This window comes from Pseudomonas sp. FG36 (assembly GCF_057809275.1).
On the sequence record NZ_JBMDJQ010000031.1, the window covers coordinates 16,215 to 39,625 of the forward strand.

The 23,411-nt window shown below is 61.3% G+C and carries 21 protein-coding genes and 2 pseudogenes; 15 read left to right on the forward strand and 8 right to left on the reverse strand.

Going from position 1 to position 23,411, the window contains the following annotated elements; genetic code table 11:
- Nucleotides 1–25: 25 nt before the first annotated feature.
- The 12 genes and pseudogenes from ACODS9_RS20585 (at nt 26) to ACODS9_RS20640 (ending at nt 15,229) form a co-directional block, all read left to right on the forward strand.
- Nucleotides 26–2,368 carry a T6SS phospholipase effector Tle1-like catalytic domain-containing protein gene (locus tag ACODS9_RS20585; RefSeq protein WP_489094634.1) on the forward strand — a complete coding sequence of 781 codons (2,343 nt, stop codon included), beginning with the start codon at nt 26–28 and terminating at the stop codon, nt 2,366–2,368.
- A gap of 85 nt (nt 2,369–2,453) precedes the next feature.
- Nucleotides 2,454–2,948 carry a Tli1a family immunity protein gene (tli1a, locus tag ACODS9_RS20590; RefSeq protein WP_489094665.1) on the forward strand — a complete coding sequence of 165 codons (495 nt, stop codon included), beginning with the start codon at nt 2,454–2,456 and terminating at the stop codon, nt 2,946–2,948.
- The gene (locus ACODS9_RS20595) at nt 2,948–3,205 is read left to right on the forward strand and encodes a PAAR domain-containing protein (RefSeq protein ID WP_489094635.1); all 258 of its coding nucleotides are present in this window, start codon (nt 2,948–2,950) and stop codon (nt 3,203–3,205) included. Before tli1a ends, ACODS9_RS20595 begins: the two co-directional genes overlap by 1 nt.
- Nucleotides 3,202–4,335, forward strand: a complete 1,134-nt coding sequence (locus ACODS9_RS20600; RefSeq protein WP_489094636.1) for a hypothetical protein — start codon at nt 3,202–3,204, stop codon at nt 4,333–4,335. Before ACODS9_RS20595 ends, ACODS9_RS20600 begins: the two co-directional genes overlap by 4 nt.
- A 49-nt stretch (nt 4,336–4,384) precedes the next feature.
- Entirely contained in the window at nt 4,385–7,636 is a 3,252-nt protein-coding gene (locus ACODS9_RS20605; RefSeq protein WP_489094666.1) for an ImcF-related family protein, read from the forward strand.
- Nucleotides 7,633–9,219 carry a type VI secretion system protein TssA gene (gene tssA, locus ACODS9_RS20610; protein ID WP_489094637.1) on the forward strand — a complete coding sequence of 529 codons (1,587 nt, stop codon included), beginning with the start codon at nt 7,633–7,635 and terminating at the stop codon, nt 9,217–9,219. Before ACODS9_RS20605 ends, tssA begins: the two co-directional genes overlap by 4 nt.
- Before the next feature lie 23 nt (nt 9,220–9,242).
- A pseudogene (gene tssF, locus ACODS9_RS20615) lies at nt 9,243–11,012 on the forward strand (type VI secretion system baseplate subunit TssF).
- Nucleotides 10,976–12,073: a type VI secretion system baseplate subunit TssG gene (tssG, locus tag ACODS9_RS20620; protein ID WP_489094638.1), complete on the forward strand. Its 1,098-nt coding sequence runs from the start codon at nt 10,976–10,978 to the stop codon at nt 12,071–12,073. Before tssF ends, tssG begins: the two are co-directional and overlap by 37 nt.
- Nucleotides 12,054–12,590 carry a type VI secretion system lipoprotein TssJ gene (gene tssJ, locus ACODS9_RS20625; protein ID WP_489094639.1) on the forward strand — a complete coding sequence of 179 codons (537 nt, stop codon included), beginning with the start codon at nt 12,054–12,056 and terminating at the stop codon, nt 12,588–12,590. Before tssG ends, tssJ begins: the two co-directional genes overlap by 20 nt.
- A 4-nt stretch (nt 12,591–12,594) precedes the next feature.
- Nucleotides 12,595–13,035 (forward strand): type VI secretion system baseplate subunit TssE, encoded by a 441-nt coding sequence (tssE, locus tag ACODS9_RS20630; RefSeq protein ID WP_489094640.1) that lies wholly within the window; start codon nt 12,595–12,597, stop codon nt 13,033–13,035.
- A gap of 21 nt (nt 13,036–13,056) precedes the next feature.
- A complete protein-coding gene (locus tag ACODS9_RS20635; RefSeq protein ID WP_489094641.1) occupies nt 13,057–14,223 on the forward strand; it encodes an OmpA family protein in 1,167 nt (388 codons plus the stop codon).
- Between the two features lie 241 nt (nt 14,224–14,464).
- Nucleotides 14,465–15,229, forward strand: a complete 765-nt coding sequence (locus tag ACODS9_RS20640) for an SDR family oxidoreductase (protein WP_489094642.1) — start codon at nt 14,465–14,467, stop codon at nt 15,227–15,229.
- 30 nt (nt 15,230–15,259) lie between these two features.
- Here the strand turns inward: ACODS9_RS20640 and ACODS9_RS20645 are convergent, their stop codons facing one another.
- The gene (locus tag ACODS9_RS20645; protein ID WP_401111301.1) at nt 15,260–15,730 is read right to left on the reverse strand and encodes a RidA family protein; all 471 of its coding nucleotides are present in this window, start codon (nt 15,728–15,730) and stop codon (nt 15,260–15,262) included.
- A gap of 148 nt (nt 15,731–15,878) precedes the next feature.
- Here ACODS9_RS20645 and ACODS9_RS20650 point away from each other — a divergent pair, with 148 nt between their 5' ends.
- Nucleotides 15,879–17,294 (forward strand): aminotransferase-like domain-containing protein, encoded by a 1,416-nt coding sequence (locus ACODS9_RS20650; RefSeq protein ID WP_489094643.1) that lies wholly within the window; start codon nt 15,879–15,881, stop codon nt 17,292–17,294.
- 32 nt (nt 17,295–17,326) lie between these two features.
- Here ACODS9_RS20650 and nhaA read toward each other — a convergent pair whose 3' ends face one another.
- The 4 genes and pseudogenes from nhaA to ACODS9_RS20670 all read right to left on the reverse strand — a co-directional run bounded on the left by nhaA (nt 17,327) and on the right by ACODS9_RS20670 (nt 19,849).
- A complete protein-coding gene (gene nhaA / locus ACODS9_RS20655; RefSeq protein WP_489094644.1) occupies nt 17,327–18,529 on the reverse strand; it encodes a Na+/H+ antiporter NhaA in 1,203 nt (400 codons plus the stop codon).
- Nucleotides 18,530–18,813: 284 nt separating this feature from the next.
- Nucleotides 18,814–18,960 carry a hypothetical protein gene (locus ACODS9_RS20660; protein ID WP_489094645.1) on the reverse strand — a complete coding sequence of 49 codons (147 nt, stop codon included), beginning with the start codon at nt 18,958–18,960 and terminating at the stop codon, nt 18,814–18,816.
- A gap of 56 nt (nt 18,961–19,016) precedes the next feature.
- Nucleotides 19,017–19,400, reverse strand: a complete 384-nt coding sequence (locus tag ACODS9_RS20665; RefSeq protein ID WP_489094646.1) for a DoxX-like family protein — start codon at nt 19,398–19,400, stop codon at nt 19,017–19,019.
- Nucleotides 19,397–19,849: pseudogene (locus tag ACODS9_RS20670) on the reverse strand (thiol-disulfide oxidoreductase DCC family protein). Before ACODS9_RS20670 ends, ACODS9_RS20665 begins: the two are co-directional and overlap by 4 nt.
- A gap of 154 nt (nt 19,850–20,003) precedes the next feature.
- On the opposite strand from ACODS9_RS20670, the gene ACODS9_RS20675 reads away from it, so the two are divergent.
- A complete protein-coding gene (locus ACODS9_RS20675; protein ID WP_489094647.1) occupies nt 20,004–20,207 on the forward strand; it encodes a DUF1289 domain-containing protein in 204 nt (67 codons plus the stop codon).
- Here the strand turns inward: ACODS9_RS20675 and ACODS9_RS20680 are convergent.
- Nucleotides 20,194–20,874: a phytanoyl-CoA dioxygenase family protein gene (locus ACODS9_RS20680; protein WP_489094648.1), complete on the reverse strand. Its 681-nt coding sequence runs from the start codon at nt 20,872–20,874 to the stop codon at nt 20,194–20,196. The genes ACODS9_RS20675 and ACODS9_RS20680 overlap by 14 nt on opposite strands.
- Before the next feature lie 140 nt (nt 20,875–21,014).
- Here ACODS9_RS20680 and ACODS9_RS20685 point away from each other — a divergent pair, with 140 nt between their 5' ends.
- On the forward strand, nt 21,015–21,359 hold the full coding sequence (locus tag ACODS9_RS20685) for a hypothetical protein (RefSeq protein ID WP_023630028.1): 345 nt from the start codon (nt 21,015–21,017) through the stop codon (nt 21,357–21,359).
- A 78-nt stretch (nt 21,360–21,437) separates the two neighbouring features.
- Here the strand turns inward: ACODS9_RS20685 and ACODS9_RS20690 are convergent, their stop codons facing one another.
- Nucleotides 21,438–22,073: an SEL1-like repeat protein gene (locus tag ACODS9_RS20690; protein ID WP_489094649.1), complete on the reverse strand. Its 636-nt coding sequence runs from the start codon at nt 22,071–22,073 to the stop codon at nt 21,438–21,440.
- A gap of 38 nt (nt 22,074–22,111) precedes the next feature.
- Nucleotides 22,112–23,332 (reverse strand): hypothetical protein, encoded by a 1,221-nt coding sequence (locus tag ACODS9_RS20695; protein WP_489094650.1) that lies wholly within the window; start codon nt 23,330–23,332, stop codon nt 22,112–22,114.
- Between the last annotated feature and the right edge of the window lie 79 nt (nt 23,333–23,411).

Consider the following 23,411-nt stretch of genomic DNA (forward strand, 5'->3'; position numbering starts at 1 on the left):
CATTGCACGGCAAGGAGCCACATCCATGTCCCAGATAAAGCAGCCCGTCAGTTATCCACCGCAGTTCCCACTAGAGGGCCGACTGCCTCAGCGCATGGAGCAGGTTCAGGCGAACATCCTGCGCCAGTGTGAGCAGGAGCGTGGCTATCACGACGTCTTGTGCCTGGCTTCCGGCTACCGTCAGTCACCGCCCTGTTGCAAAACCCTTCACATCAGCCTGTTTTTCGACGGGACGGGCAACAACCTCAACAACGACCTGTTCGAATCCAAGGTCGCTCACCCCACCAACATCGCACGGCTGTTTCGCGCAAGCATCGGTGCCGGTCACGCCGGTGGTACCAGCCATCACAGCCGTGGCCAGGGTTTGACCGACGCTGTGGGTACCGGCAACGGTCAGTATTTCAAGTACTACATGCCGGGCGTCGGCACACCCTTTCCGGAAGTGAATGACCTGGATTACAGCAGTGACGGCCTCGCTTTCGCCCGCCGTGGTGAAGAGCGTATCAATTGGGGGCTGCTGATGCTGATCGATGCCCTGCGGCTTACCCTGGCGCTACCCCGGTTGGACAATGCCGCCTTGCAAGCATCGGTCGAGGCCATGGGGACCTGGATTGGAACGGGGGGAATGATGGGCTCCGCCAACCGCTCCCGAGAGTTTCGTCGGCAACTCAAGATCATTGAGCAGCCCTTGCGTGTTGCCTTGGGCCAAACCCAGCCGGGGCAGTCCAGGCTGCTGGGCATCAAGCTGTATGTCTATGGATTCTCACGGGGGGCAGCGGCGGCTCGGGCCTTCGTCAACTGGTTGAACTTGCTGCTGTCGCGTCGCGAGGTCGAGCCGACACTCACGCTCTACGACCTCAAGCTACCGATCAGCGTGGAATACCTTGGGCTGCTGGACACGGTGGTATCGGTGGGGTTGGCCGATATCTCCCCGGGCGTGACCGGGCATATGGGCTGGGGCGATGACAGCCAGGTACTGCCGACAGGGAAGTTGCTGAAAAGATGCCTGCATATCGTTGCGAGTCACGAGCAGCGCTTGAGCTTTCCGCTGGAATCGATCCGCCGGGAGGATGGTAGCTACCCGGCAAACAGCGTGGAGGTGATCTATCCCGGAGTGCATTCGGATCAGGGGGGAGGGTATCCACCGGGTGATCAGGGGAAGGCAGTTGGTGTGGATGATCGTTTGTTACTTTCGCACATCGCGTTGAACGATATGTATGCTGACGCATTTACTCATGGAGCACCGTTAAAAGTTCCAGAACACGCGCTGCCAGTGGGCCAACAAAATGAAATTTGGCGGGCTATGGATCCCGATGTCCTATTAGGGTTCGATACTGAGCCTTCATTAGTCAATCGTTTCAACGCTTGGCGTCAAGTGACCCTCAACTTGACTACTTCCCCTCATCCACTTTCGTCCGAGCTAATCGAACGCTACCAAGTTTCGCCGGCTCCAGTATCTCTGGAAGATGCAATACGCATCCAGCTCGCCTGGATCACCGCGTGGCGTATAGATCGCTACGCCTTCGCCAGCCTCAAGAGCACAGGGTTCTACCGTAATGCCAGTGATACGCACGGTACGGAGGATGCCCGCAAACGCGCCGAGGCAGAGCGGGACCAACAGCAGGCGAAGGTCCAGGCCCGTCGCCTGCAGCAAATAGCCCGCGAGCGCCACGGCGCCCCGAGCATGCCGCTGGAACCTGGCATCCCCGATTTCGATCCGGACAGAGCGCAGACTCAACTGCGCGAAGCCGCCGAAGAGTTCGGCAAGGCCTATCGCAACCTTGATAGCGACCCCTACCTGACGTTCTTGCGCATCGCCAAGCAAGTGAACCCCATCGCACTGATGACTTACCTCAATAGTGCCGAAACCCGGGCCGAGCGAGAACGTCTCAAGGCTGCTGGGCGTGCAAAGGTCAGCCAGCTCTTCCCACCACCGCCAGGGGAGCGCAACCATCTTTCAGAGGGCGCTCGCGGCAATGTCGACGAGCGCCGTAACAGCCAGAAACCGGAAGGGCTTTTGCGCGCCTTGTTCGACGATCAGGTACATGACTCACGTGCCTGGTTTCTGCATGCCCTGCTCAACAGTCGCTACCTGGGCGTGGGTCTGGCGGCAGGTCGTGAACCCTGGGGCAGCTACTTCAACGAACGCATGGTGTTTTTCGGTGAAGCTGACCGAAGGGACCTGGCATTGAGGGTCGCGCCTGACGGGGAGTCGGCACTTGCAGCCAGCTTCGTCGAGGCCTCTGGGCATGGCGAAAAGAATCCAGCGGGGGATGCTGAGCAAAGGGCTCAGGTCCAGCAACGCATCACTGCGGTTTGGGACGCTCATTACGCCAGGGTGAAGGAGGTGGGCAATGAGCTGGGCTGACAGGGGCGTGCAGCAAGTCAATGCAAAACATGCAGGCAAGCTCATGCGGCGCCATGTACTGAACATCGCCCTCGGCGGTGTGGCGATGTTCGCAGCCGTTACGGTAGCGAGTGCGAGCACCCTTTATGGCATCAACCACACCCATTGGGCGATCAACCGGTTCAGTGTCGATGGCCGTTCTTCAGTTGACAGCATTGGCCGATATCAGGGCGGCGGTGGAGGTTGCTGCTACAGCGCGCCAACACGCTGGTATCCGGGGTTGACGGTGCGGGTTGACTGGCAAACGGGTGCTGGAAGTACAAAGGATTTTCCTGGATTCGGAGATCGGCCCAAATTTGAGGCTTGGAAAGAAAAAATCCTGGCGCAAAAGCGCAGCCATAGCAAAGTCGTCTCCGTCCCGGATTACACCGGCCAGAAAGTCTGCGGCATCACCGTGCATTTCCTGCCTTGCGACGACATTCAGGTCACCACCTCCTGTTACGGCTACGGCAGCCCCGAATACCCGATCAACATTCCGCTGCAACTGCCGGAGCCGGAGTCATGCCCTGTCAAAAGCACTGACCGACAGGAGCCACAGTAATGCACGCGTTCATTCGAAAGGGCGACGGCTTGCGAGAGTCAGGCGGCGAGGTGCTCGAAGGGCACTATTTGTGCGAAGACCAGCCGATTGCCTGCAAGGGGGATGCTGTGCGCTGCAACCTGCATGGGCTGACGGTGATCGCCGAAGGCAGTGACCTCATCGAGATCGATGGTTGCCCGGTGGCACTGCACGCTCACCGCTGCGCTTGCGGCTGCAGCCTGGTCAGTTCCATGCCCGATGTTCTGGCTGCTTCATGAAGAGGATTACGGAGTTTGCACCCTATCCATTGGCGCCTGAGCCTCGCTATTCGCGCTGGTTTGCAGGGGCTGTCGCGCTGTTGGCATTACTCAGCATTGGAAGTTTGCTGCTGCGTTCCTTGATTGCACCGCACATCGTCGCCCTCACGGCGGGCAGCCTGCTGCTCGTCGGTTTACTGGCATTCCTGCTTCATGTGCTCTATTACCGCTTCAACCGACATAACGCTCATTACTATGGCGAGGCGGTGGCGCGAGAACGACAGGCCTGGTGGGTACAGCATCGCCAAAACGCTGCGCTAGTCGAATCGGTGCTGCTCAGTGCTTCGTGTAGTAGTCCTGAGCAACTGGACAGCTTGCTGGATTCTGCGAAACAACCTCCCGTTGCACGAGAGACTGGTAAAGGCATGGCGCTTCACTTGCTCCAGTTGTTTGGACGCAATGCGAAGGCGCGGGAGCAGGAACTGGCAACACTGCTCGCAGTAAAGTGGGGGGTACAGCGGGGCGTCGATCAGAGTCTGACCCTATCAAGCTGTTACTGGCATGGCTCGCAGGCGGCCTGGCGTGCTTTCGCTGAGCAGATGGCGCAGTGCTGCCCCGATGTGCGCCTGCCTGAGTGTCCTCATACATGGGACGGCATCCATAGCCTTGACGCGATCATCGATCAGTTGCAAGGGGCTTCTTCTAATGCTCGTGTGCTCTGTGCCGGTTGCCATAGTGCCTCACCTGATCGGGCGAGTTCCATGCCAGCAGGTGAGGCCGCAGTGCTATGGCTACTTGGCGTCGAAGGAGACGTGGCTTTTACCCGTGGCGAGTGGTTCTCGCAAGCAGACGAAGACTTGGCGACCGTTGCCCAACGCGCCGTTGAGCAAAGCCTGCTAGAGACACCGGCGGAGCTCTGTATGTCGTTCTCTCAGCCTGACGCGCCTGATCGGGCCGTGATCGGCTGGAATGCCAAACCCAACGTTTTGGACGTCAATTTTGGTGCGTTGAATCAACTGGAAGCTATGGTCGTGCAGACCCTCGCGGCTTGGTACGTCAAGCAGCATGGTGTGCCCTGCTCATGGCTGGCTTCAGACCCTCATTTCACCTTGACCCTCGGAATCGTGCGGCCCCATGAATCAGGTAGCTGAATCACAAGAAGTATCTGCTTGGCGAACGGTATTTCTACTCGCCGTAACGATGGCTGTATTGGTCACCGCCTGTGGGACGGCCTGGTTGCTCTGGACGGGGCAGCCAAACAGCCGGACTTCGCTCATGGACCTGTTCTTTAAAGGGGTGATTTCGTGGGGGCTGCTTTTCTTAACAGCGGTGCTCGTATGGCAGGCAGTGCTGCATGGCATCCGAGGACTTGTGTGTCATCCTCGTAAGCAACCGCCTGGTCTGGAGGTCGAGACTGGCCCAGCAGATGTGAGTGCACAAATCCAGCAGCATTTACGACAGCATCATGGTCGGTTCTGGCGGCACCGAGTCCGCTTGTATGTAGTCGTTGGTGAGCCAAGCGAAGTCGAAGCGGTCGCACCCGGTCTGACGCAACAGCTGTGGCTGATGGGAACCGATGTTGTTCTGCTCTGGGCTGGAAGTGTACAGAGCGCTCTTGATAAAGCGTTGATTGAACAATGGTGCACACTAGGCCACAGAGGAGGGCTGCATGGCACCCTCTGGGTGGTGAACAACGTTCAATGCAGCGATAGCGCCTCTTTTGGTGCGACTTTCAACCGGTTACAGGAGCTGGCCCGTCTCTTAGGCTGGAAGCTATCCCTGCATCTATGGCAGATCTGTGAAAGCGACTGGCCACAGCCAGCCCGTGACGTGCGGGGGGTGGGCTGCCTGTTATCATCCCGGTTCACCGCAGTCCAATTGGCTGAGCATCTGCGTAACTTGCAACAGCCGCTACGCGAGCAAGGTCTGGCGCAGATTCAGGGCAAGATAGCTCACGATTTTTTTCTGCGGCTTGCTCGTGATCTTCAGGACGGTGGCACGGCACGTTGGCGCAGTCTGCTGGAACCCTTATCAGGTCGTGGCGTTCGAGGCGTTCAACTCCGGGGCCTATGGTTCAGTTTGCCAGTTCCTGGGTCAGGATCGGCGACCGCAACCGAGCACTACTGGCCTGAAGACCCAGCGTGGTCTGGAGTTCTCAATGACCGTTTTGGCCGACCCATCAGGCTAGGTTGGAACTCAGGTCGAATCGTCTACGCCTCGGTGCTCGGGCTAGCGGCTGTCTGGGTCATTGGCTTGTTGTTGTCCTTTGCCAGCAACCGTATCGAAGTCGGCCGAGTGGAAGCTGCGTACTGGGCGCTACAACAACCTGACACCGGCAGTTCCCCGTCACTCGCCCTGGCCGAGCTGGTTCGTGAACTGTCCCGCCAGGCATACCGCAGCGAGCACGGAGCGCCCTGGTATCAGCGCTTCGGCCTGAACCGCTCGGATGACCTGCGTGAGGCGGTGTGGCCGTTGTATGTCGAGGCCAATGACCGCCTTCTTCGTGACCCGGCCGCGTCCGACCTGGAGAGACAACTCACTGAGCTGGTCAAGCTCGCACCCGGTAGCTCGGCCCGCGCCAAGCACGTGCAGCAAGCCTATGATCAGCTCAAGGCCTATTTGATGCTGGCCCGCCCGGAAAGGGCTGATGCAGATTTCCTGGTCGACACTTTGGGTGCAAAGCAGCCCGCCATGTGGCGGTTCTACGCTGAGCACCTACCCGAGCACCCAGAGTGGGCCATCAAGGCCAACCCCAGATTGATTGGCCAGGTTCGCCAGGTACTGCTGGCTGAGCTGGGTCAACGCAACGCCGAGGCCACGCTGTACCAGCAACTGCTCGACAACGCGGCAAACCACTATCCCCCGATGGCCTTGCAGCAGATGGTCGGCGACACCGACGCGACCGCGCTGTTCACCAGCACTGGTCACGTGCCCGGCGTATTCACCCGCGAAGCCTGGGAGGGTCAGGTGCGTGCGGCCATCGATGACGCCGCGAAGGCGCGTCGTGAGGAAATCGACTGGGTGCTGAGCGACAACGTGGGCGATATCGCGGGCGAGTTGAGCCCTGAGCAACTGAAGGAGCGGCTGACTGCGCGCTATTTCAGAGATTACAGCAGCGCATGGCTGGCCTTTCTCAATAGCCTGCGCTGGCAACAGGGTAATAGCCTGCATGACGTGATCACCCAGTTGACGGTGATGAGTGATGTGCGCCAGTCGCCTCTGATTGCCCTGATGAACACACTGAGTTACCAAGGGCAGGCGGGTGTTCGTGGCCAGGCCCTGGCCGACTCGCTGATCGAGTCGGCGCAGAAGCTGGTGGGGCAGAAAGCGCCGCCGATGGTTGATCAGCTCGCTCAAGTGCCCGGCGGCCCACTCGACAGTACGTTCGGTCCGCTGATGGCCTTGCTGGGCAAAGACCCCGACGGCCTATCTGGCAGTGACCATTTGAGCCTGCAAGCCTTCCTCACCCGCGTCACCAGCGTGCGGCTGAAGTTGCAGCAGATCACCACTGCCGCAGACCCGCAGGCCATGACGCAAGCGCTGGCGCAGACGGTTTTTCAAGGCAAGGGTGTCGACCTGACCGACGCGCAGTCCTACGGCAACCTGATTGCCGCGAGCCTGGGCACCGAGTGGGGCCCTGTGGCCCATGCGTTGTTCGTGCAGCCGTTGACGCAGGCCTGGCAGCAGATCTTGCAACCGTCTTCCGCAGGCCTCAACCGGGATTGGCAGCGCGCCATCGTCGATGAGTGGCATGGCGCCTTCGACAACCGTTACCCGTTTGCCGCCTCCAGCAGCGATGCATCCTTGCCCATGCTCGGGCAGATGATTCGCGCCGACTCCGGGCGCATCGAGCAGTTCCTCAACCAACAGCTCAATGGTCTGGTGCGCAAGGAGGGGAGCCGTTGGGTCATCGATCCTCGGCAGAGTCAGGGCCTGCGCCTCAACCCTGATTTCCTGGACGCAATCAACCAACTCAGCCAACTGGCAGATGTGCTTTACACCGACGGCGGCATGGGCATGAGCTTCGAGCTGCGCGGCAAACCCGTGCAGGACGTGGTGCAGACCAGCTTCGTGCTCAACGGCGAAAAACACCATTACTTCAACCAGCGCGAGCGCTGGCAACGCTTTCGCTGGCCAGGGCAGGGCGACCACCCCGGCATCAGCCTTACCTGGACCAGCGTCCATGGCGGCGAGCGGCTGTATGCCGACTATCAGGGCAGCTGGGGGCTGATACGTCTGCTGGAAGAGGCCAGCGTCACCGCGCTGGACGACGGCGACAGCCGCTTCCGGGTGGTGCTGAGCGCACCGGACGGCCTGGGTCTTACCTGGCACCTACGCACGGAGCTGGGTGAAGGCCCGCTGGCGTTGCTCAAGTTGCGCAGCTTCCGCCTGCCCCGGGACATCTTCCTCGTGGACGATGCGCGCTACGCGCAAAACGGAGGCCCGCAATGAGCCTGAAAAGCCTGGTCGCCAGTTGCTGGTCCGATGGTGATGCACTGGCCGTAGCCCGAGCGCACGGCCAATGCTGGGAAGCCTGGTTGTCTCCCATCAGTGCTGATACGCACGTCGGTGAAGACCCCGGCTATGACGACGATTTTCAGCGCATGCGCGAGGAGGTCAATCGCCTCTCCGGGGCCGACGTGGAGCTGGTCGCACAGCTTGGGCAGAGGCTGCTGCAACATGCCTGCAAAGACCTGCGCGTCGCGACGTATTACCTCTGGGCGCGCCTGCACACGGATGGCGAGCCTGGGCTGGCAGACGGCTTGAGCCTGTTGGCCGCGTTGCTGGAGCGTTATGCCGCGGACATCCTGCCGACGCGTCCCAACAGCCGGAAAATGGCCCTGGAGTGGCTGGCGGGCAACCGGGTGCTGGCAAGCCTCTCCCTATACCCGCAAGTGGTCAAGGCCGAGGCCCAGCGCACCGTGGCGGCACTGGTGTGGCTGGAGCAGGGCTTCAGCACTTGGCCAGAAGACCACCGACCACGCCTGGATAGCCTGTACAACGCGCTGTCAGTTCGTCTGGCCGTGGCGGGCGGCGTGAACGCGATTGTTCCGCAAACCAGCAATGAATCAGCGCCGAACGACACTGCCACAAACCCGAAGCCGTCGACGATCAAGTCCGGGCGAGACTTGCTGGACAGTGGGCGTCAGTTGGCGAGCTACCTGCGCGACCAACCTGAGGGTTGGCTGGCTGCCCACCGGCTGATGAAGAGCCTGCGTTGGGACACCGTGCATCAGGTACCGCCGCAAGACGCGCAGGGTATAACCCGCCTGGCGCCCCCGCGTAGTGAATACCGTGCACAGCTCAAGCGCTTGCACTTGCAGCAACGCTGGAGCGAATTAATCGACCAGGCCGAGCGCATGTATGCCGAGGGCGTCAACCACTTCTGGCTGGACCTGCAATGGCATCTGCATCAGGCCTTGAGCAAGTCTCCCAATCCGCATAGTAGCTGGGCAGCCATCGTCAAACACGACCTGAACATGCTGCTGCAGCGCTTGCCTGGGCTGGACACGCTGTATTGGAGCGATGGCTCGGCTTTTGCGGATGAAACCACGCGCGAATGGATCAACCAGCACGTCAGCGACAGCAGTTCCGGGCAATGGCTGCCTGCCGCACCCTCGGTAACCACAACGGCAACCTGCGAAATCCTCGCGCTGGAAGCCGAGGCACTGGCACAAGCCGATGCTGAGGGTGTTGAGCAGGCGCTGGCCTGGCTGGCAAGTCGGCCCGATACGCAGGCCGGGCGGCAACGCTGGCTACTGCGTCTGCTGATGGCCCGGGTGGCCGAGCAGTACGGCAAGGCCGAACTGGCCATTCATTTGTTCACTGAGCTGGATACCGCCGCGCACCGCCACGCACTGACCGACTGGGAGCCCGAGCTGATCTTCGAGGTCAAGGCGCGCTTGCTCAAACTGCTGCGTTTGAAAGCTCAGCGCAACGATGCCGATCGGCCGGCCCTGGCGCGGCAGATGGAGCAGCAACTGGCGGCGCTGGTTGCAATTGACCCGGTACGCGCTGCGGTGCTGTGCAGCTAACTCACATTGATCAGGATCCTGTTTTGAACAAGGACAACCCAACCCTGCGGTACTTCGATGCCGAGATGCGCTACCTGCATGAAGCGGGTAAAGAATTTGCCCAGGCGTTCCCGGACCGCGCCGCGCAGCTGAATCTGGATAAACCTGGGGCGCAGGACCCTTATGTGGAGCGCCTGTTCGAGGGTTTTGCGTTCTTGATGGGGCGTCTGCGCGAAAAACTGGACGACGATTTGCCCGAACTGACCGAGGGGCTGGTCAGCCTGCTGTGGCCGCATTACCTGCGGACGATCCCTTCGCTGGCCATCGTTGAGCTGATGCCTGATATCAGCCAGATGAAGGCCAGCGAAACCATTGCCAGAGGGTTCTAGGTGCTGTCTCAGCCAGTGGGTCCGCAACGTACTCGCTGCCGCTATTCCACTACACAGGATTTGACACTTCAACCGCTCCACCTGCGATCCGTACGTCTGGATCATGAACCCGGTGGGCGCGCAGTGCTGCGCCTGCGATTTGCCTGTGGAGAATTGGCCGATTGGAGTCAACTGGATTTGTCCCGATTACCGCTGTACCTGAATGCTGATGCAGCGCTGGCCAGCGCATTGCATCAAGCACTGACCTTGAAGGTACAGGCGCTGTATGTGCGAATGCCGGGTGAGGCAGAACGCCAGTTATTTGAAGGCCATTTCAAGGCCAAGGGCTTCGCCGACCATGACCGTCTCTGGCCCAAAGGCGACAGTGCCTTCAGCGGCTATCAACTGTTGCTTGAGTACTTCACGTTCCGTGAGAAGTTCATGTTCGTCACACTGTGTGGACTGGAGTCACTTGCGATACCGGCGCAAGCCCCGTGGTTCGAACTGGAAGTCGTGCTTGATGAAGCGTGGTCGCATGCCTTCATACCGAACCAGGAGCACATTCGCTTGCACGCGGTTCCAGTGATCAACCTGTTTCCCCTGGAGGCCGACCCGCTCAATCTGGACCCGCTGCAGAGCGAGTATCTGCTGCGCCCGATGCGGCTACAGGACGGGCACACGGAAATCTATTCCGTAGACAGGGTGTCCGGTACGAAGAACAGTGTCCGTCAGGACTACGTGCCTTTCAGCAGCTTTCGCCACAAGGGTGGCATGCTCCGCGATGAAGCCCCGGAGAGGTACTTTCATACTCGCCTCAGACAGGGCGCCAATGGTCTGCATGACACTTGGCTGATCCTGGGCGGGGAAGGCTTTGACAAGGATGTGTTGCTCAAGCGCAAAACCCTGTCACTGCGCCTTACCGGGACCAATGGCCAGCTGCCGCGCAAGGCGCTGCGCAGTACGTTGCTCGACGCTGCCGCGCAATCCACCCAGGCCGGGCTGCAGGTGCGCAACCTGACCTCACCCACGCTGCCGTGCTATCCGCCGAATCGTGACCGTTTCCACTGGCGAGTGCTGAGCCATCTGGGCTCGAACTTCTTGCCCATGCTCAACAGTGCCGAAGTGCTGCGAGGCACGCTGGCCTTGTACGAGTGGACGGGTAGCGAAGCCAATCGCCGCCGCTTGGAGGCCATCGTTGAGGTCCAGCATCACCTTATCCAGCGGTTCGAAAAAGGGTTTCTGCTGCGCGGCGTGGATATCGAGGTGACGATCGACAGCAATGGCTTTTCGGGGGAGGGGGACATCAGCCTGTTCGGCGAAATGCTCAGCCGGTTCTTCGCCCTGTATGCCGACATTCACTTGTGCACGCAATTGACGTTGATCCTGCAACCTACGGGGAGGTGCCTGCGATGGAGCGAACATCACAGTCAGCGTATTCCCGGCTGAAGGCTGAAGGGCTTTTGCAGGTACTGCAGGGGCAGGTTGCCTCGGCCAACGTGTATCGCGTCTGCCAGTTGCTGGAGCAGGTACTGGCCGATCACCCACCGCTGGGCACTACTACACACCCGGTCGATGACGGGGTCCGCTTTCGGCCCGACCCGGGCATGGGGTTTCCCGCCAGTGAGTTGAAGGCCATAGAGTTCGACGACGCCTGTCCCGAGCGCCCTGTAACGGTACGAACGCGGCTACTGGGTTTGTACGGTGTCGATTCGCCTCTGCCAACTGTTTATCTGGACGACATCGCCCAGCGCCGCGAGGGCCACGAGGCAGTAGAGGCATTTCTCGACATCTTCAACCATCGGGTATTCACGCAGTTCTATCGGATCTGGCGCAAGTACTCGTATCCCGCGACCTTTGAGGCGGGCGGGCGCGATGCGACCTCACAGTGCCTGTTGGGCTTGATCGGGCTTGGGATACCGGGTACGGCCGAGCGTATCGCCACGCCCATCTCACGCTTCCTGGCGTTGCTCAGCGTGATGCGCTTGCCCACCCGCAACGCCGAGGGCATTGCCGCGTTGGTCAAGCTGCTAGCACCGAGCACAGAGGCGCATGTCACCGGGCATTGGCCACACCGGGTTGTACTTGTACAGCAGGCCAGCCTGGCAACCGATAGTCCGGTCAGTCTTTCCCAGGGCATGCCGTTAGGCGCTGTCGGAACTGATGCGAACAGTCAGTTGCGCCTGCTGCTGCACACCGATGACCCGGATGAAGCGCGTGAGTGGCTTCCTGGTGGGCAACTGCTGCTCGACTTGCAAGTGCTGCTGGAGGTGTACCTGGGGTGGCGCTGTACGGCCAAGCTACAGCTGTCGATTCCGCTGCGTCTGTTACCCGTGCCGGTACTCGGGCGTAAGCAAGTCAGGTTGGGAATGACGGCAGTACTGGGCTTGCCAACGGGCGACGAGGCAACGGCCCACGCCGACACCATCACAGTCAACCTGGGCCGCTATCAAGGCCTGCAACTGAATCCTTGCAACAGGGAGGTAGCGCATGTGGCGTACCGCTTCTAAACGCTTCACGGTCGTGGCGCTGGCGATACTGCTGGGCGGCTGTGGCCTCACCCAGAAGATCGTGGATGGCACCGCTTCCACGGCCCATGCGATGTTCTACAAGCAAGTCAAAACAGTGCATCTGGACTTCACCGGTCGCTCAGCGATGAATACTGACAGCATCGAGATGAGCGGGTTGTCCGTTCCGGTGCTGGTGCGTGTCTACCAGCTGCGTGATCACAAGGTTCTGGACCGAGCAACCTACGATGATCTGGTCAGCGACGGCGAGCGTGTGCTGGCTGGCGACCTGTTGAACGAAATGGCTGTAGTGGTCAAACCAGGCGAGGCGGCTCAGCTCAGCACACCTATGAACAGCGAGGCTCAGTACATCGCCGTGATTGCCTTGTTCCGCAACCCGGACATGGAGGAAAACGCGTGGCGTCTGACCTTGCAGCGTGATGACCTCGACCCGGACCTGCCCAGGGTCGTCGAACTGGGTGACAACCGCTTGAACTTGCGCCCGCACACCGAGGACTGAACATATGATCGAGCCAAGCCCTTCGCTTTACGAAACGTTGCTGCAGAACTTCAGCGGCGAGTTGGAGCTGGGCCGGGTCAGTGATGATGATCAACTGACGCTTTCGGTTCTGGACAATCTTCAGCGCATTCTAAACAGCCGGGCCGGAACACTTGCCCATCTTCCGGACTATGGTTTGCCGGACATGGGCACGGTCCTGCAAGGGTTGCCGGCCTCGGCCCATGGTTTGATGAATGACATCGTGAGCACCTTGCGCAGGTATGAGCCGCGGCTCGAAGAGGTGCGCATCGAGTTGCTGACTCAGCGACGGCCAGGCCATCTGGAGTACGCACTCGACGTACGCATCAAAGGCGGTGGCCGGGCCACCTTCGGGACCACGCTTGCATCTGACGGGAGAGTGGTTGTGCGCCACCTGAAGCAGGAAGGCTATCTCACCAAGCCATAGACCTACGGACAAGGAGTCCAGATGACGGCGCTTTTTGAAATGCGGATTCGCCTGGGAGGCGACCCAGGCAGTTTTGATGAGTTCAACGTGTTGCGCGGCGAGTTGGCCAAGCTTGATCACCCCGCGTGTCCTGACGTTGACTGGGCAAAAGTCGAAGCGTTGTGCATGAGGCTCTTCGAGCGCAACGGGGTGGAGCTGCAGACGGCGGTGGCCTTCATCCTGGCGCGCAGCTACCGTACTGGGCTCGCTGGTTTGACCGAGGGGGTGGCATTGCTCTCTACTCTCGCGGACAAGTGGCCGCGCTTGTGGCCAGTGCAGGCTTCAGCTCGGATCGATCTCATCGCCTGGTTGTTTGCTCAGCTACATCCCTTGGTCCGAATGCTGGAATGGGGCGGATCGAGCCTGGCTACGTTGAGGGAACTGATCGTTGAGCTGGGGCGGCTGGAGCACCGTGTGGAGCGGCTTGGCCACGCCCCCTTGGCTTCGCTGGAGGTGTTCCGACAGCAGATCAACAGCGTGATGCAGCGGATGTCGGGAAGCCGGGACGTGCCGATGCCGCTTCCGTTGCAGTCATGGGCATCATCCGCCGAGCCAGCGTTTAGCTCTCCGATCGCCGCAGTTGTCTCAGCACCACCGACCTACACCTTTGTGGTCGAACCTGCGGCGCAGAAGCGCGCGATGTTGCCCTGGTTGCTGACACTGACGGTCACCAGTGTCCTTGTGGGGTGGCTCGGCTGGCAAGAATGGGCATCCAGGCAAGTCGAAGAGCCCCCCACGCCTGAACCGATCCAACTCGACAGCCTGAATTTGTTCGATTCGGGCAGTGCCGAACTGAAGCCAGGTTCTACCAAGTTGCTGATCAACGCACTGGTCGGCATCAAGGCTCGACCGGGTTGGCTGATCGTGATCTCCGGGCATGCCGATGCTCGGGGTGATGCTGCCAAGAACCTTGACCTGTCCCGTGCCCGTGCTTCAGCCGTGCGCGACTGGATGCAGCGTATGGGGAACATCCCGGACAGTTGCTTTGCTGTTCAAGGTGTCGCGGCCAGCCAGCCGGTCAGCAGCAACGACACCCTCGATGGGCGGGCGGAAAATCGTCGCGTAGACATTCGCCTTGTACCAGAAGGCAATGCATGTGGTGAGCTGGAGGCCGAGGGGCGCCTGATCAGAGGTGGTGGGGCCGTGTGAGGAGAAAGTCGATGCAGAAGGAAGGATTCGCGTGGCAGTTCGTAGAGAGGTGTCGGTAGTGGTGCCGCAGATGTCTGGGCATGGGTTCGATGACTGCACGTAAGCTTGCGGAGGCGCCAGAGGGTGGTCAGATCTTGCTGTCGGCTGACCGCAGTCCGCAAGAAACGGAGAGCATCTCCTCGCACCGCACCCGATAGTACCCGCGCACCCTGCAAATCACCTTCAGGACGAGGTACAGATCATGCAACTGGCAGGCAAAGTGGCAATCATCACCGGTGCCAGCTCTGGCATCGGCCGTGCGGCGGCGAAACTGTTCGCCCGGCACGGCGCCAATCTGGTGCTCACAGCGCGGCGCCAGGCCGAACTCGAGCTGTTGGCGGCGGACATCACGGCAGCCGGATACGGCCGGGTCTTTACGGTGGCCGGTGACATCACCGACGCGGCGCTGGCCAGGGAACTGGTGGACACGGCGGTGTCGCGCTTTGGTGGCCTGGACATCGCCTTCAACAATGCAGGCACCCTCGGTGAGCTGGCTGCTGTTTCCGAGCTGACGCTGGACGCCTGGCAACACACCTTGCATACCAACCTGACCAGCGCTTTCCTCTGCGCACAAGCGCAGATTCCGGCGCTGCTGGCCCGTGGCGGTGGCTCGCTGATCTTCACCTCGACCTTTGTCGGCCACACGGTGGGCATGCCGGGCATGGCTGCTTACGCGGCCAGCAAGGCGGGCCTGGTCGGCCTGGTCCAGGTCATCGCGGCGGAGCAGGGCGCCCGGGGTATACGCGCCAATGCGCTGCTGCCGGGCGGTACCGACACGCCGATGGGGCGTAGTGTGATGAGCAGCCCCGAGGCCCAGGCCCATGTCGAAGGGTTGCACGCCCTCAAACGCCTGGCCAGGCCGGAGGAAATCGCCGAGGCGGCACTGTTCCTGGCCTCGGACGCATCAAGCTTCATGACCGGGTCGGCGATGGTGGTGGATGGCGGGGTATCGGTGGTGCGCGGTTGAGGCGTGCGGTAGCACGCCATGCCTGGGGCATCACGTCACCGCAGCGATCAGGTCGATTTCCACGGGGGCATTCTTCGGCAGCCTGAGCACGCCGACCGAAGTTCGTGTATGAGCGCCGGCTTCGCCAAACACACTGTACAGGACCTGCGAAGCACCGTTGGCCACCTCGCTCTGTCGGGTGAACGCATCGGCCGACTGCACGAACACGGTCATGCGCAGGATGGCGCGGATGTTATCCAGCGAACCAACCTGTTCACGCACCAATGCCAGGCAGCGCAGGGCGCTGACCATGGCTGCGGTGCGTGCATCCTTCAGGCTGACTTCGCTCCCCACCCGGCCGGGGTGGATCACCTCTTCGTCAATGCGCGGGATCTGCCCGCTGACGTACACAACGCCCTCATGGCGCACGGTGGCGGCGTAGTCGCCACCGAGTTTCAACCCTGCTTCGAAGGAATAACCCAGCTGATCAAGTATCGCGGCAAACTGTGCTTCACGGGACATAGGGCGCTTCTCGGTCTCTTCATGGCCTTGGGGCGGTATGCGCTAGGCGCAAGCCGGATGCCGATGCATAGTAGAAAGGCGCTGGCCGCAGGGGCAGGGCAACTTCGGATGGAAACCTCTGAACTTTACTGCCGGGACGACCAGTACAATGCAGCGACAGCGCGCGGTGATCGCCGCCATCGAACTCCAGCCGGGGCAACCGCTGGTGCAGCAGATTGCCGAGGGTTTTACCGAAGCCATCGGGCATGGGGCTTTGGCCCCAGGGGTGCGGTTGCCGCCCATTCGCGAGTTGACCGAGCTGTTGGGGGTGAGCAAGTCCACGGTGGTGGAAGCCCTGGACCGACTGCGCGCCACCGGGCTGGTGGTATCGCGCCAGGGCGCTGGCCACTATGTGGCACGCGATGCCCAGGTCATGGGCACGGAGGCTGTGCGCAATCTGCTTCCCCAGGACCCGGTGAGTGTGCTCCGTCATGCACTGCTGACGGACAATGGCATGTTGCGCCCTGGCTGCGGCTTCCTGCCGCCCTCATGGATGCCCGTGGATACCCTGCTCAAGGCCATGCGCGGGTGCCTGCGGGCCAGCGAGTTGCGCATGGGAGAGTACGGCTCGGCGGCAGGCTACCTGCCGCTGCGTCAATGGCTGCGCCTCAAGCTCGGCACCTTGGGCATCGATGTCCCGGTCGAGCAGATCGTCACCACCGCCAACACCATGCAAGGCGTGGACATGCTGATGCGCCTGATCCTGCGCAGGGGGGACAGCGTTCTGGTCGACGACCCGTGCTATTTCAACTTCCGCGCCAACCTGCATTACCACGGCGCCCTCCCGGTTTGCGTGGCGCGATCGGTGGAAGGCATCGATTTCGTGGCTTTCGAGCAACTGCTGATTGCCCATCGCCCGCGGGTCTACCTGACCAACAGTGCCTTGCACAATCCGACTGGGCATTCCTTTTCGGCATTGCAGGTCCACCGCCTGCTGGAGCTGTGCCAGCGCTATGGGGTGCACGTCATCGAAGATGATCTGTACTGCGATATCCAGCATAAACGCACGCCGCGGCTGGCAGGGGTGGGTGGGCTGGACAATGTCAGCTATGTCTGTGGCTACTCGAAGACCCTTACCGCCAATTGTCGCGTCAGCTACCTGGCCGTGGGTGCCGAACTGGCGGGGCAACTGACGCTGCTCAAGATGAAGTGCGGCGGCGTGACGTCCGAGCTGACCGAGCAGGTGATTCATCGCCTGCTGACTGAAGGGAGCTATGAGCGGCATACGCGCAGGGTCGTCGATCGGCTGCATGAGGCCAGTGGGCGGGTGGCTGGCTGGTTGCGCGAGGCAGGGTGCGAGGTGGCGTCGTGCCAAGGGGAGGGGCTGTTCTTGTGGACCCGGCTACCCGCCGGTGTCGATGGTGAGGCCATCGCCATGAGCGGCTTGCAGCATGGTCTGGTGCTGTCACCTGGCACCTTGCTGAGCGCCCAGGCCGATGCCCGGGCATTCATGCGTTTCAATGTCGGTCACAGTGACAATGTGAAGGTCCGCGACACCTTTCTGCGCCTGCTCGACAGCCACTGAGCTGTCGAGCAGGCGCGGGCCGTGGGGCTACTTCAAGCGGCCTGCTTGGGCGCAAATCGCAGGATCAGGCAGGCGATGACTGCCGACAGCAACGAGCCCAACAAGATGCCGATCTTGGCTGCATCGACTTTCTCGGCCTGGCCCGGGAAGGCCAGTTCGCCGATGAACAGGCTCATGGTGAAGCCGATACCGCAGAGCATTGCCACGCCGTAGATCTGCAGCCAGCTGGCGCCTTGGGGCTTGCTGGCCAGGCCGGTCTTGACCGCCAGCAGCACGCCACCGAACACGCCGAGCTGCTTGCCCAGCAGCAGGCCCAGGGCAATGGCCAGCGGCAGCGGGGCAAAGATGTCGTCAAGGCCCAGGTCGCCGAACGAGACGCCGGCGTTGGCAAAGCCGAAAGCAGGCACGATGAGGAAACCGACCCACGGTGCCAGGCCATGCTCCAGCTTGAGCAGCGGGCTGGCCTCGCGGGCCTCGCTGCTGCCTGTGCTGTACGGGATCAACAGGGCGCCGACCACGCCGGCGATGGTGGCGTGCACGCCTGACAGCAGGGTCACGTACCACAGCGCGGCCACGCCGATCAGGTAGGGCCACAGGCTGACCACGCGCAGGCGGTTGCAGGCCAGCAGGATGGCGATGATGCCGGCGGCACCCGCCAGTGCCAGCAGGTTCAGCGACGAGGTGTAGAACACCGCGATGATTGCCACCGCGCCCATGTCGTCGATGATCGCCACCGACACCAGCATCACCTTGAGCGACAGCGGCGCATGCCGCCCGAGCAGGGCCAGGGCGCCGACGGCGAAGGCGATGTCGGTGGCGGCGGGGATCGCCCAGCCGTTGGACAGCCCGGGTTCACCGCCAGCCACCGCCAGGTAGATGAGCGCCGGCACGGCCATGCCCATCATTGCCGGCAGGGCCGGCAGGCGGCGTTGCTCCCAGCTGGCCAGGCGGCCGTCTACCAGCTCGCGCTTGATCTCCAGGCCCACCAGCAGGAAGAAGATCGCCATCAAACCATCGTTGATCCACATGTGCACGGTCATCGGGCCGAGTATGTCGGTCAGCACCGGGCCGACGGGCAAGTGCAGCAGGTGCTGGTAGGCACCGGCCCAGGGGCTGTTGGCGATGACGATGGCCAGCGCGGCGGTGAACATCAGCAATACGCCGCCGGCCGCTTCGGTGGCCAGCAGGTGACGCAGCATCGAGCGCGGCTTGACGGTAGGAAGGGGTGCAGTCATGTAACGGTCCTCGTTCATGGCATCACCCTCGCAATGGCAGTGGCGCGGCGGGCAACGGACACGGCGAGACGCTGGCTCCGGACTGGACGGGCCACTGCGGCGAAGGGCGAGAAGAAGGATGGGGAATGCGGCGCAGCAACCCACGCCGTGAAGACACGGGGCAGGAAGGGCCATGGGGAATGGGGGCATGCGTGCAACATGGACGAATCTCACGGAAAACAAATGAATGTTCTCCGTATTCGGGAAGGCTCCCGGGCGCACGCAGCACACGCCAGGCGGCCATTCTAGCGATGCGGGCGAAGATATGCGCCAACATTTTGCGTCCAAATGTTGCCAGGTGAAGGTGCGGCACTGCGGCCTTCCGACGCCCGTGCCATCGCGCCTGCCATCAGCATGAGCAGGGTGAGGAAGGCAGCGAGCAGTACGGCCATGGGGCGGTTTCCTTGCTGAGGGCCTGCAGTTCCGACTGCTGCGCAGCGCGCTTCGTTCAGCTGTCAGAGGTATGGCGCTGCCTTGAGGTCCACGCCACGGCGCACAGTGCCATGCCTGCCACGTTCAGCGAGACCGGGTTGAAGGCGTCCACCAGCATCGACGGCTGCATCACCGCCACATCCACCAGCAGCCCAAGCAGCACGCCCGCGGCGACCAGCAACGGCCAGGCCAGGCTCGGCATCAGCAGCAGTGCGGCGAGTACCAGTTCAGCTACGCCGGCAATTTGTGACACCCAGGCTGCATGCCCGAGTCCGTGGGCCTGCAACAACAACTGCTCACCGGGGCTGAGAAACAGCAGCTTGGGCACCAGCCCGTGGTAGGCGAAGATGAACGCCAGGCTGGCGCGCGCCAACCAGTGCACCTGGCGCAGGCGGTTCATGGCTGGTCCTCGAGAAAGCGTCGCTGGTGGTCTGGGCTCGGTAGCAGGCATTGGTCGTGCTTGCCGAACAGGCGATAGCGATTGAGTGCCACGCGATCGTACAGCCAGTCCCGTAGCCCCTGCGGGCATATGCGCAGTACCCGCAGCAGCGGCCAGGCGCCGGGCAGTTGCCGGACGATTTCGAAAAACGCTGCGGAGCGCACCCAGCAGTTCTGGTCACGGATCACCGCCATGGTGTCGAACGCCGCTAGCGGCAGGCCCGCCCAGGCAAGCAGCGCCTGGCCCTGCGCTGACTGCACCGTGGCCAGGCGGATGCGTTGAAGGCGATCATGGCGGATCACGAATTTCGCCCAGCCGTTTCACAGCTTGCATACACCGTCGAACAGCAAGACGGTTTCTCCTGGCGCAAGCAGTGGCGCAGGGGTATGGCGTTTCAGGGCAGCGGGCATGGCTTGATTCCGTTCAGGCGGTGGGGCGGTATTGTATAGCGTTCAGGTAGGTGAAGGGGCATGCACGCGCGGTAGGTGGATTACCTGCAAAGGCTCTGGCCTGCACCCCGTGGGCCGAAGCCGGTATGATACGCGCCCGTCAGCGGAGTGCCCCATGGCCAAAGACATCGACAATCCCTGCATCTCGGTTTGCCAGCTCAACAGCGAGCTGTGCGTCAGCTGTGGCCGGACCCGGGACGAGATCCGCAAATGGCGCGGCATGAAGCGCCCGGAAAAGATGGCGACCGTGCAGCGCGCGGCGGTGCGGATGAAGGCCATCGTCAAGAAGAACGCCAAGCGCCAGGTCATGGCGTCGTGAACGGGTAGTCCGAGGGTTCGAAGCGTTGCTGCGTGTCCATTTGGACGCCACGCAGATGCGCGGTTCCCTCGAACACGGCATACAGCGGGTCGGCGGCATAACCGATCAGCAGCGCGCGGCGCGGTGCACCGCTGGCGTTCAGGCTGCCGGCATGTACCAGGTCGACATCGAACACCAGGGCGTCGCCCGCTCGCCCGGCAAGCTGGACGCTGCGTGATTCGTCACTGAAGTCGAAAGGTGGCGCGTCCGGGGCGGGGCGATGGCTGCCGGGGACGATACGGGTGGCTCCGTTGTCCGGGCCGTAATCGTCCAGGTAGACCATCACCCCCACCGTGTCGCCCGGGCGCTGCGCCGACAGGTCACGGTGCAGGCGCTGATGGCCACCCCCGGCAACGGGGGCGCGCCCCTCGACCTGGTAGAGGAAGAACCGTTCGCCGATCAACGCGCCAACCGCTGCCAGCACATGCGGCAAGCGGCAAACGGCGTGGACCGCTGCTGCGCCATCCAGTTGCGCATGGCGCCAGTCCCGGGCGCGGGGCACTGGCCAGTGTTCCGAGGGTTTCACCCCGGCCTCGAACACCCGACGCAGCTCGTCCAGCCATTGTGCCGGGATCGCCTGGCGGAGCAGGGCGTAGCCCGCCTGGTGGAGCTGTTGGTAGTGGGGCATGGCACTCTCGCTATCCCTGTCGGTCGTGTATTGGCCAAGGTTAGTGAGCCTGGTCGGTTTTTGCGAGCGCCACGGGTAGCGTGCACTTGGCCAATCACTTCTAGACTTGCGCACATCACCTGTATCCGTGGGAGAGGCCCATGCGCAGACTCTGGCAAAAGTACCTGGCACTGCTCGACGCCGACCTCAGCGCCAAGGTGTTCGACAACTTGAAGAACCTGCTGGTGTGCGCACTGCTGTTCGCCGCAGGCACCGAGGCAATTCACGGTGACCAGCAGATCCTGCTGGGCTTGTGGGTGTCTAGCTTTACCGGCTGGGGGCTGATCCTGGTATCGGCGCTGTTGTTGCTGCTGAATGTCAGCGATACCTTGCACCGGCTGGCCAAACTGCCTTATCACACGGCGCTGCAGGTGATCCTGTGTTTGCTTTACCTGGTGCTGGCTTCGCGGGTGGTCGAGATCGTCTGGAGTTTCAGGGCGGAGTAAGCATCGCGGCGGATTCGAGCCTAGGGCGAGTACCGTGAAAGGGGCGCCGACCGCCCCCAGGATGGTCGGCGCAGTTGGCTACTGTTGTTCCACCTTGTTGAAGCGTTCGTAGTATTTGAGCGTCTCGTCCCAGTGCTGTGTGGTGTTCTCATGGAAGCGACTGCCTAGGCGTTTGGCCATCTCTGCGTAATACCTTGCCTTTACCACGTCTTTCGGGATGTCCTCGTAACCGATCATATTGATCTCGAACAGACGGTGCGCTGCCACGCCATTGCCATTTTGAGCGGCGAGATCGAAGTATTGGACGGCTTTAGGCAGGTTTTTCTCCACGATCTTGCCCACCTCATGATTCACCCCTGCGCAGTAAAGAGCCAAGGGATGCCTGGGGTTGAGCGCAAGGCTGCGCTCAAGAAAGTCGAGCGCCATTTTTATGCGTTGTTCGCTTTCCTGGTCGGGCATGCCATGAGGTATGTAGCGTGCGTTGTAGGTCGTTTCCAGAAGGTAGAGTTCGTAGAGCAGATAATTGCTGTCCGCGTCGCCACGCTCGGCTTTGTCATGCAACTGTGCGAACGCATTCTGGGTGCTGGGCTCTGGCGCCCGGTCACGAATGGTCGGGGTGAAGAGCAGGTCGGTATCCGAGTAGCGATAGCTCAACATTCGTTCGCTCGCGATCAGGCGATCAGCTGCATGGGTAGAGAGTGGTGTCGTCATCATGAGTATCGCCATGAGCAGGGTGAGAGTCCTGAAAAACTTCATGCGAGGTAAAACCCCGCTGCGGTTTCTGGCATAGCACTTTGACCTACCAGTTCACAAGGCATGCCGTTATCGGTTACCAGCTTGTTGGGAGAATGGTTCGATACTTCGAAGGTGGGCTGCTGGTGAAGCAGGACGTCCACCAGTTCGGTCTGTGTGCCATTGACCCACTCAATGCTTGAAATTAACTGGCGAATGTTGCCACCTCCATCGAACAGGCCCGAAGGGGTAGCAGTCAATGAAAGGGAAACGATCCCCAAAGTGTCCAGCGAGAAGAGTTCTTGCTGCTGGCTAACGCCGTCCGAGTCTCGGTCCTGCCATACTTGCAAGTGCGTCCATATGGCATCTTCAGCATTGATCAGGCCATCCTTGTTACCATCATGAAACGCAAGCGCTTCAAATCCATCCTTGGCCAGTGCGCCTGCATTCACCAGGCTGTTACTGCCAAACAACTCACTGCCTGTATCGATAATGCCGTCGCCATTGCGGTCCAGTACGAGCAGCCCGTCTTCCGGGCTGGCCCAGCCAGTTTTGCTCTTGTGACCTTGGCCGTCGAAGTCGAAACCTACGCCGCTGCTGCTCTGCAGGGTGTGCACGCCATCTCCGTTCAGGTCCAGGATCAGCGGTGTCACATAGTTATCGGCGGAATGTTCGAGGTTGTCCTGTACCCCGTTGGGCGTCAAAGCGAATTTGATGCCTTTTATACCGGCTCCTTCCAGCAAATCCTGAGCGAACTGAATGCAGTTTTGCGCCAACAGATTGTAGTTTGGCGGAGCTTTCTTTCCTGCTTGGTAATCCATGATACTGCCGAACAGCGCACCCACCTTCGCGTGGTGAGGGAAGCCTGATCCTTCTACGGTCATGCTGGAGGCGTCAGGGTAACGGAAGGCGTCGTTGAACGAGAGGTTATCCTTGTTCGTCCTCCAATCAGCGCCTGGACTCAGCCCGATGTTGGCGGTCTTGAACGTACCGGTGTTGAAGTCCAGTTGTCTTGCGCTGATAAATACATGCCCAGTCAATGAGTTTCCGGCTTCCCGGCCAAAGTCGTCCACCACCCGGCTTCCGGCCGGGGCAACATGAATGGTGAACGAGGAAACTGCTTGAGTACGTGTGTTCATCGAGCGATTGCCGTCGAAAAACATCGCCTCGGGTATGCGTCCTGTTTCTAACAGTGCGCCTTCTTCGCCCACGAGTCGGTACAAGTGCTTTTCTTCACTCACGTAGGTCAAACTCCTTTTTTGCTGGGAACGTCCCAGCGTCCTGTGATGTGCGGCTACCTTACAGAGCGCCTGGCGCGAC

Excerpts from the sequence above, each read along its gene's own strand:
- ACODS9_RS20585 (WP_489094634.1), top strand. The coding sequence starts at position 26 with ATGTCCCAGATAAAGCAGCCCGTCAGTTATCCACCGCAGTTCCCACTA.
- tli1a (WP_489094665.1), top strand. The coding sequence starts at position 2,454 with ATGTTCGCAGCCGTTACGGTAGCGAGTGCGAGCACCCTTTATGGCATC.
- ACODS9_RS20595 (WP_489094635.1), top strand. The coding sequence starts at position 2,948 with ATGCACGCGTTCATTCGAAAGGGCGACGGCTTGCGAGAGTCAGGCGGC.
- ACODS9_RS20600 (WP_489094636.1), top strand. The coding sequence starts at position 3,202 with ATGAAGAGGATTACGGAGTTTGCACCCTATCCATTGGCGCCTGAGCCT.
- ACODS9_RS20605 (WP_489094666.1), top strand. The coding sequence starts at position 4,385 with ATGGCTGTATTGGTCACCGCCTGTGGGACGGCCTGGTTGCTCTGGACG.
- tssA (WP_489094637.1), top strand. The coding sequence starts at position 7,633 with ATGAGCCTGAAAAGCCTGGTCGCCAGTTGCTGGTCCGATGGTGATGCA.
- tssG (WP_489094638.1), top strand. The coding sequence starts at position 10,976 with ATGGAGCGAACATCACAGTCAGCGTATTCCCGGCTGAAGGCTGAAGGG.
- tssJ (WP_489094639.1), top strand. The coding sequence starts at position 12,054 with ATGTGGCGTACCGCTTCTAAACGCTTCACGGTCGTGGCGCTGGCGATA.
- tssE (WP_489094640.1), top strand. The coding sequence starts at position 12,595 with ATGATCGAGCCAAGCCCTTCGCTTTACGAAACGTTGCTGCAGAACTTC.
- ACODS9_RS20635 (WP_489094641.1), top strand. The coding sequence starts at position 13,057 with ATGACGGCGCTTTTTGAAATGCGGATTCGCCTGGGAGGCGACCCAGGC.
- ACODS9_RS20640 (WP_489094642.1), top strand. The coding sequence starts at position 14,465 with ATGCAACTGGCAGGCAAAGTGGCAATCATCACCGGTGCCAGCTCTGGC.
- ACODS9_RS20645 (WP_401111301.1), bottom strand. The coding sequence starts at position 15,730 with ATGTCCCGTGAAGCACAGTTTGCCGCGATACTTGATCAGCTGGGTTAT.
- ACODS9_RS20650 (WP_489094643.1), top strand. The coding sequence starts at position 15,879 with ATGCAGCGACAGCGCGCGGTGATCGCCGCCATCGAACTCCAGCCGGGG.
- nhaA (WP_489094644.1), bottom strand. The coding sequence starts at position 18,529 with ATGACTGCACCCCTTCCTACCGTCAAGCCGCGCTCGATGCTGCGTCAC.
- ACODS9_RS20660 (WP_489094645.1), bottom strand. The coding sequence starts at position 18,960 with ATGGCCGTACTGCTCGCTGCCTTCCTCACCCTGCTCATGCTGATGGCA.
- ACODS9_RS20665 (WP_489094646.1), bottom strand. The coding sequence starts at position 19,400 with ATGAACCGCCTGCGCCAGGTGCACTGGTTGGCGCGCGCCAGCCTGGCG.
- ACODS9_RS20675 (WP_489094647.1), top strand. The coding sequence starts at position 20,004 with ATGGCCAAAGACATCGACAATCCCTGCATCTCGGTTTGCCAGCTCAAC.
- ACODS9_RS20680 (WP_489094648.1), bottom strand. The coding sequence starts at position 20,874 with ATGCCCCACTACCAACAGCTCCACCAGGCGGGCTACGCCCTGCTCCGC.
- ACODS9_RS20685 (WP_023630028.1), top strand. The coding sequence starts at position 21,015 with ATGCGCAGACTCTGGCAAAAGTACCTGGCACTGCTCGACGCCGACCTC.
- ACODS9_RS20690 (WP_489094649.1), bottom strand. The coding sequence starts at position 22,073 with ATGATGACGACACCACTCTCTACCCATGCAGCTGATCGCCTGATCGCG.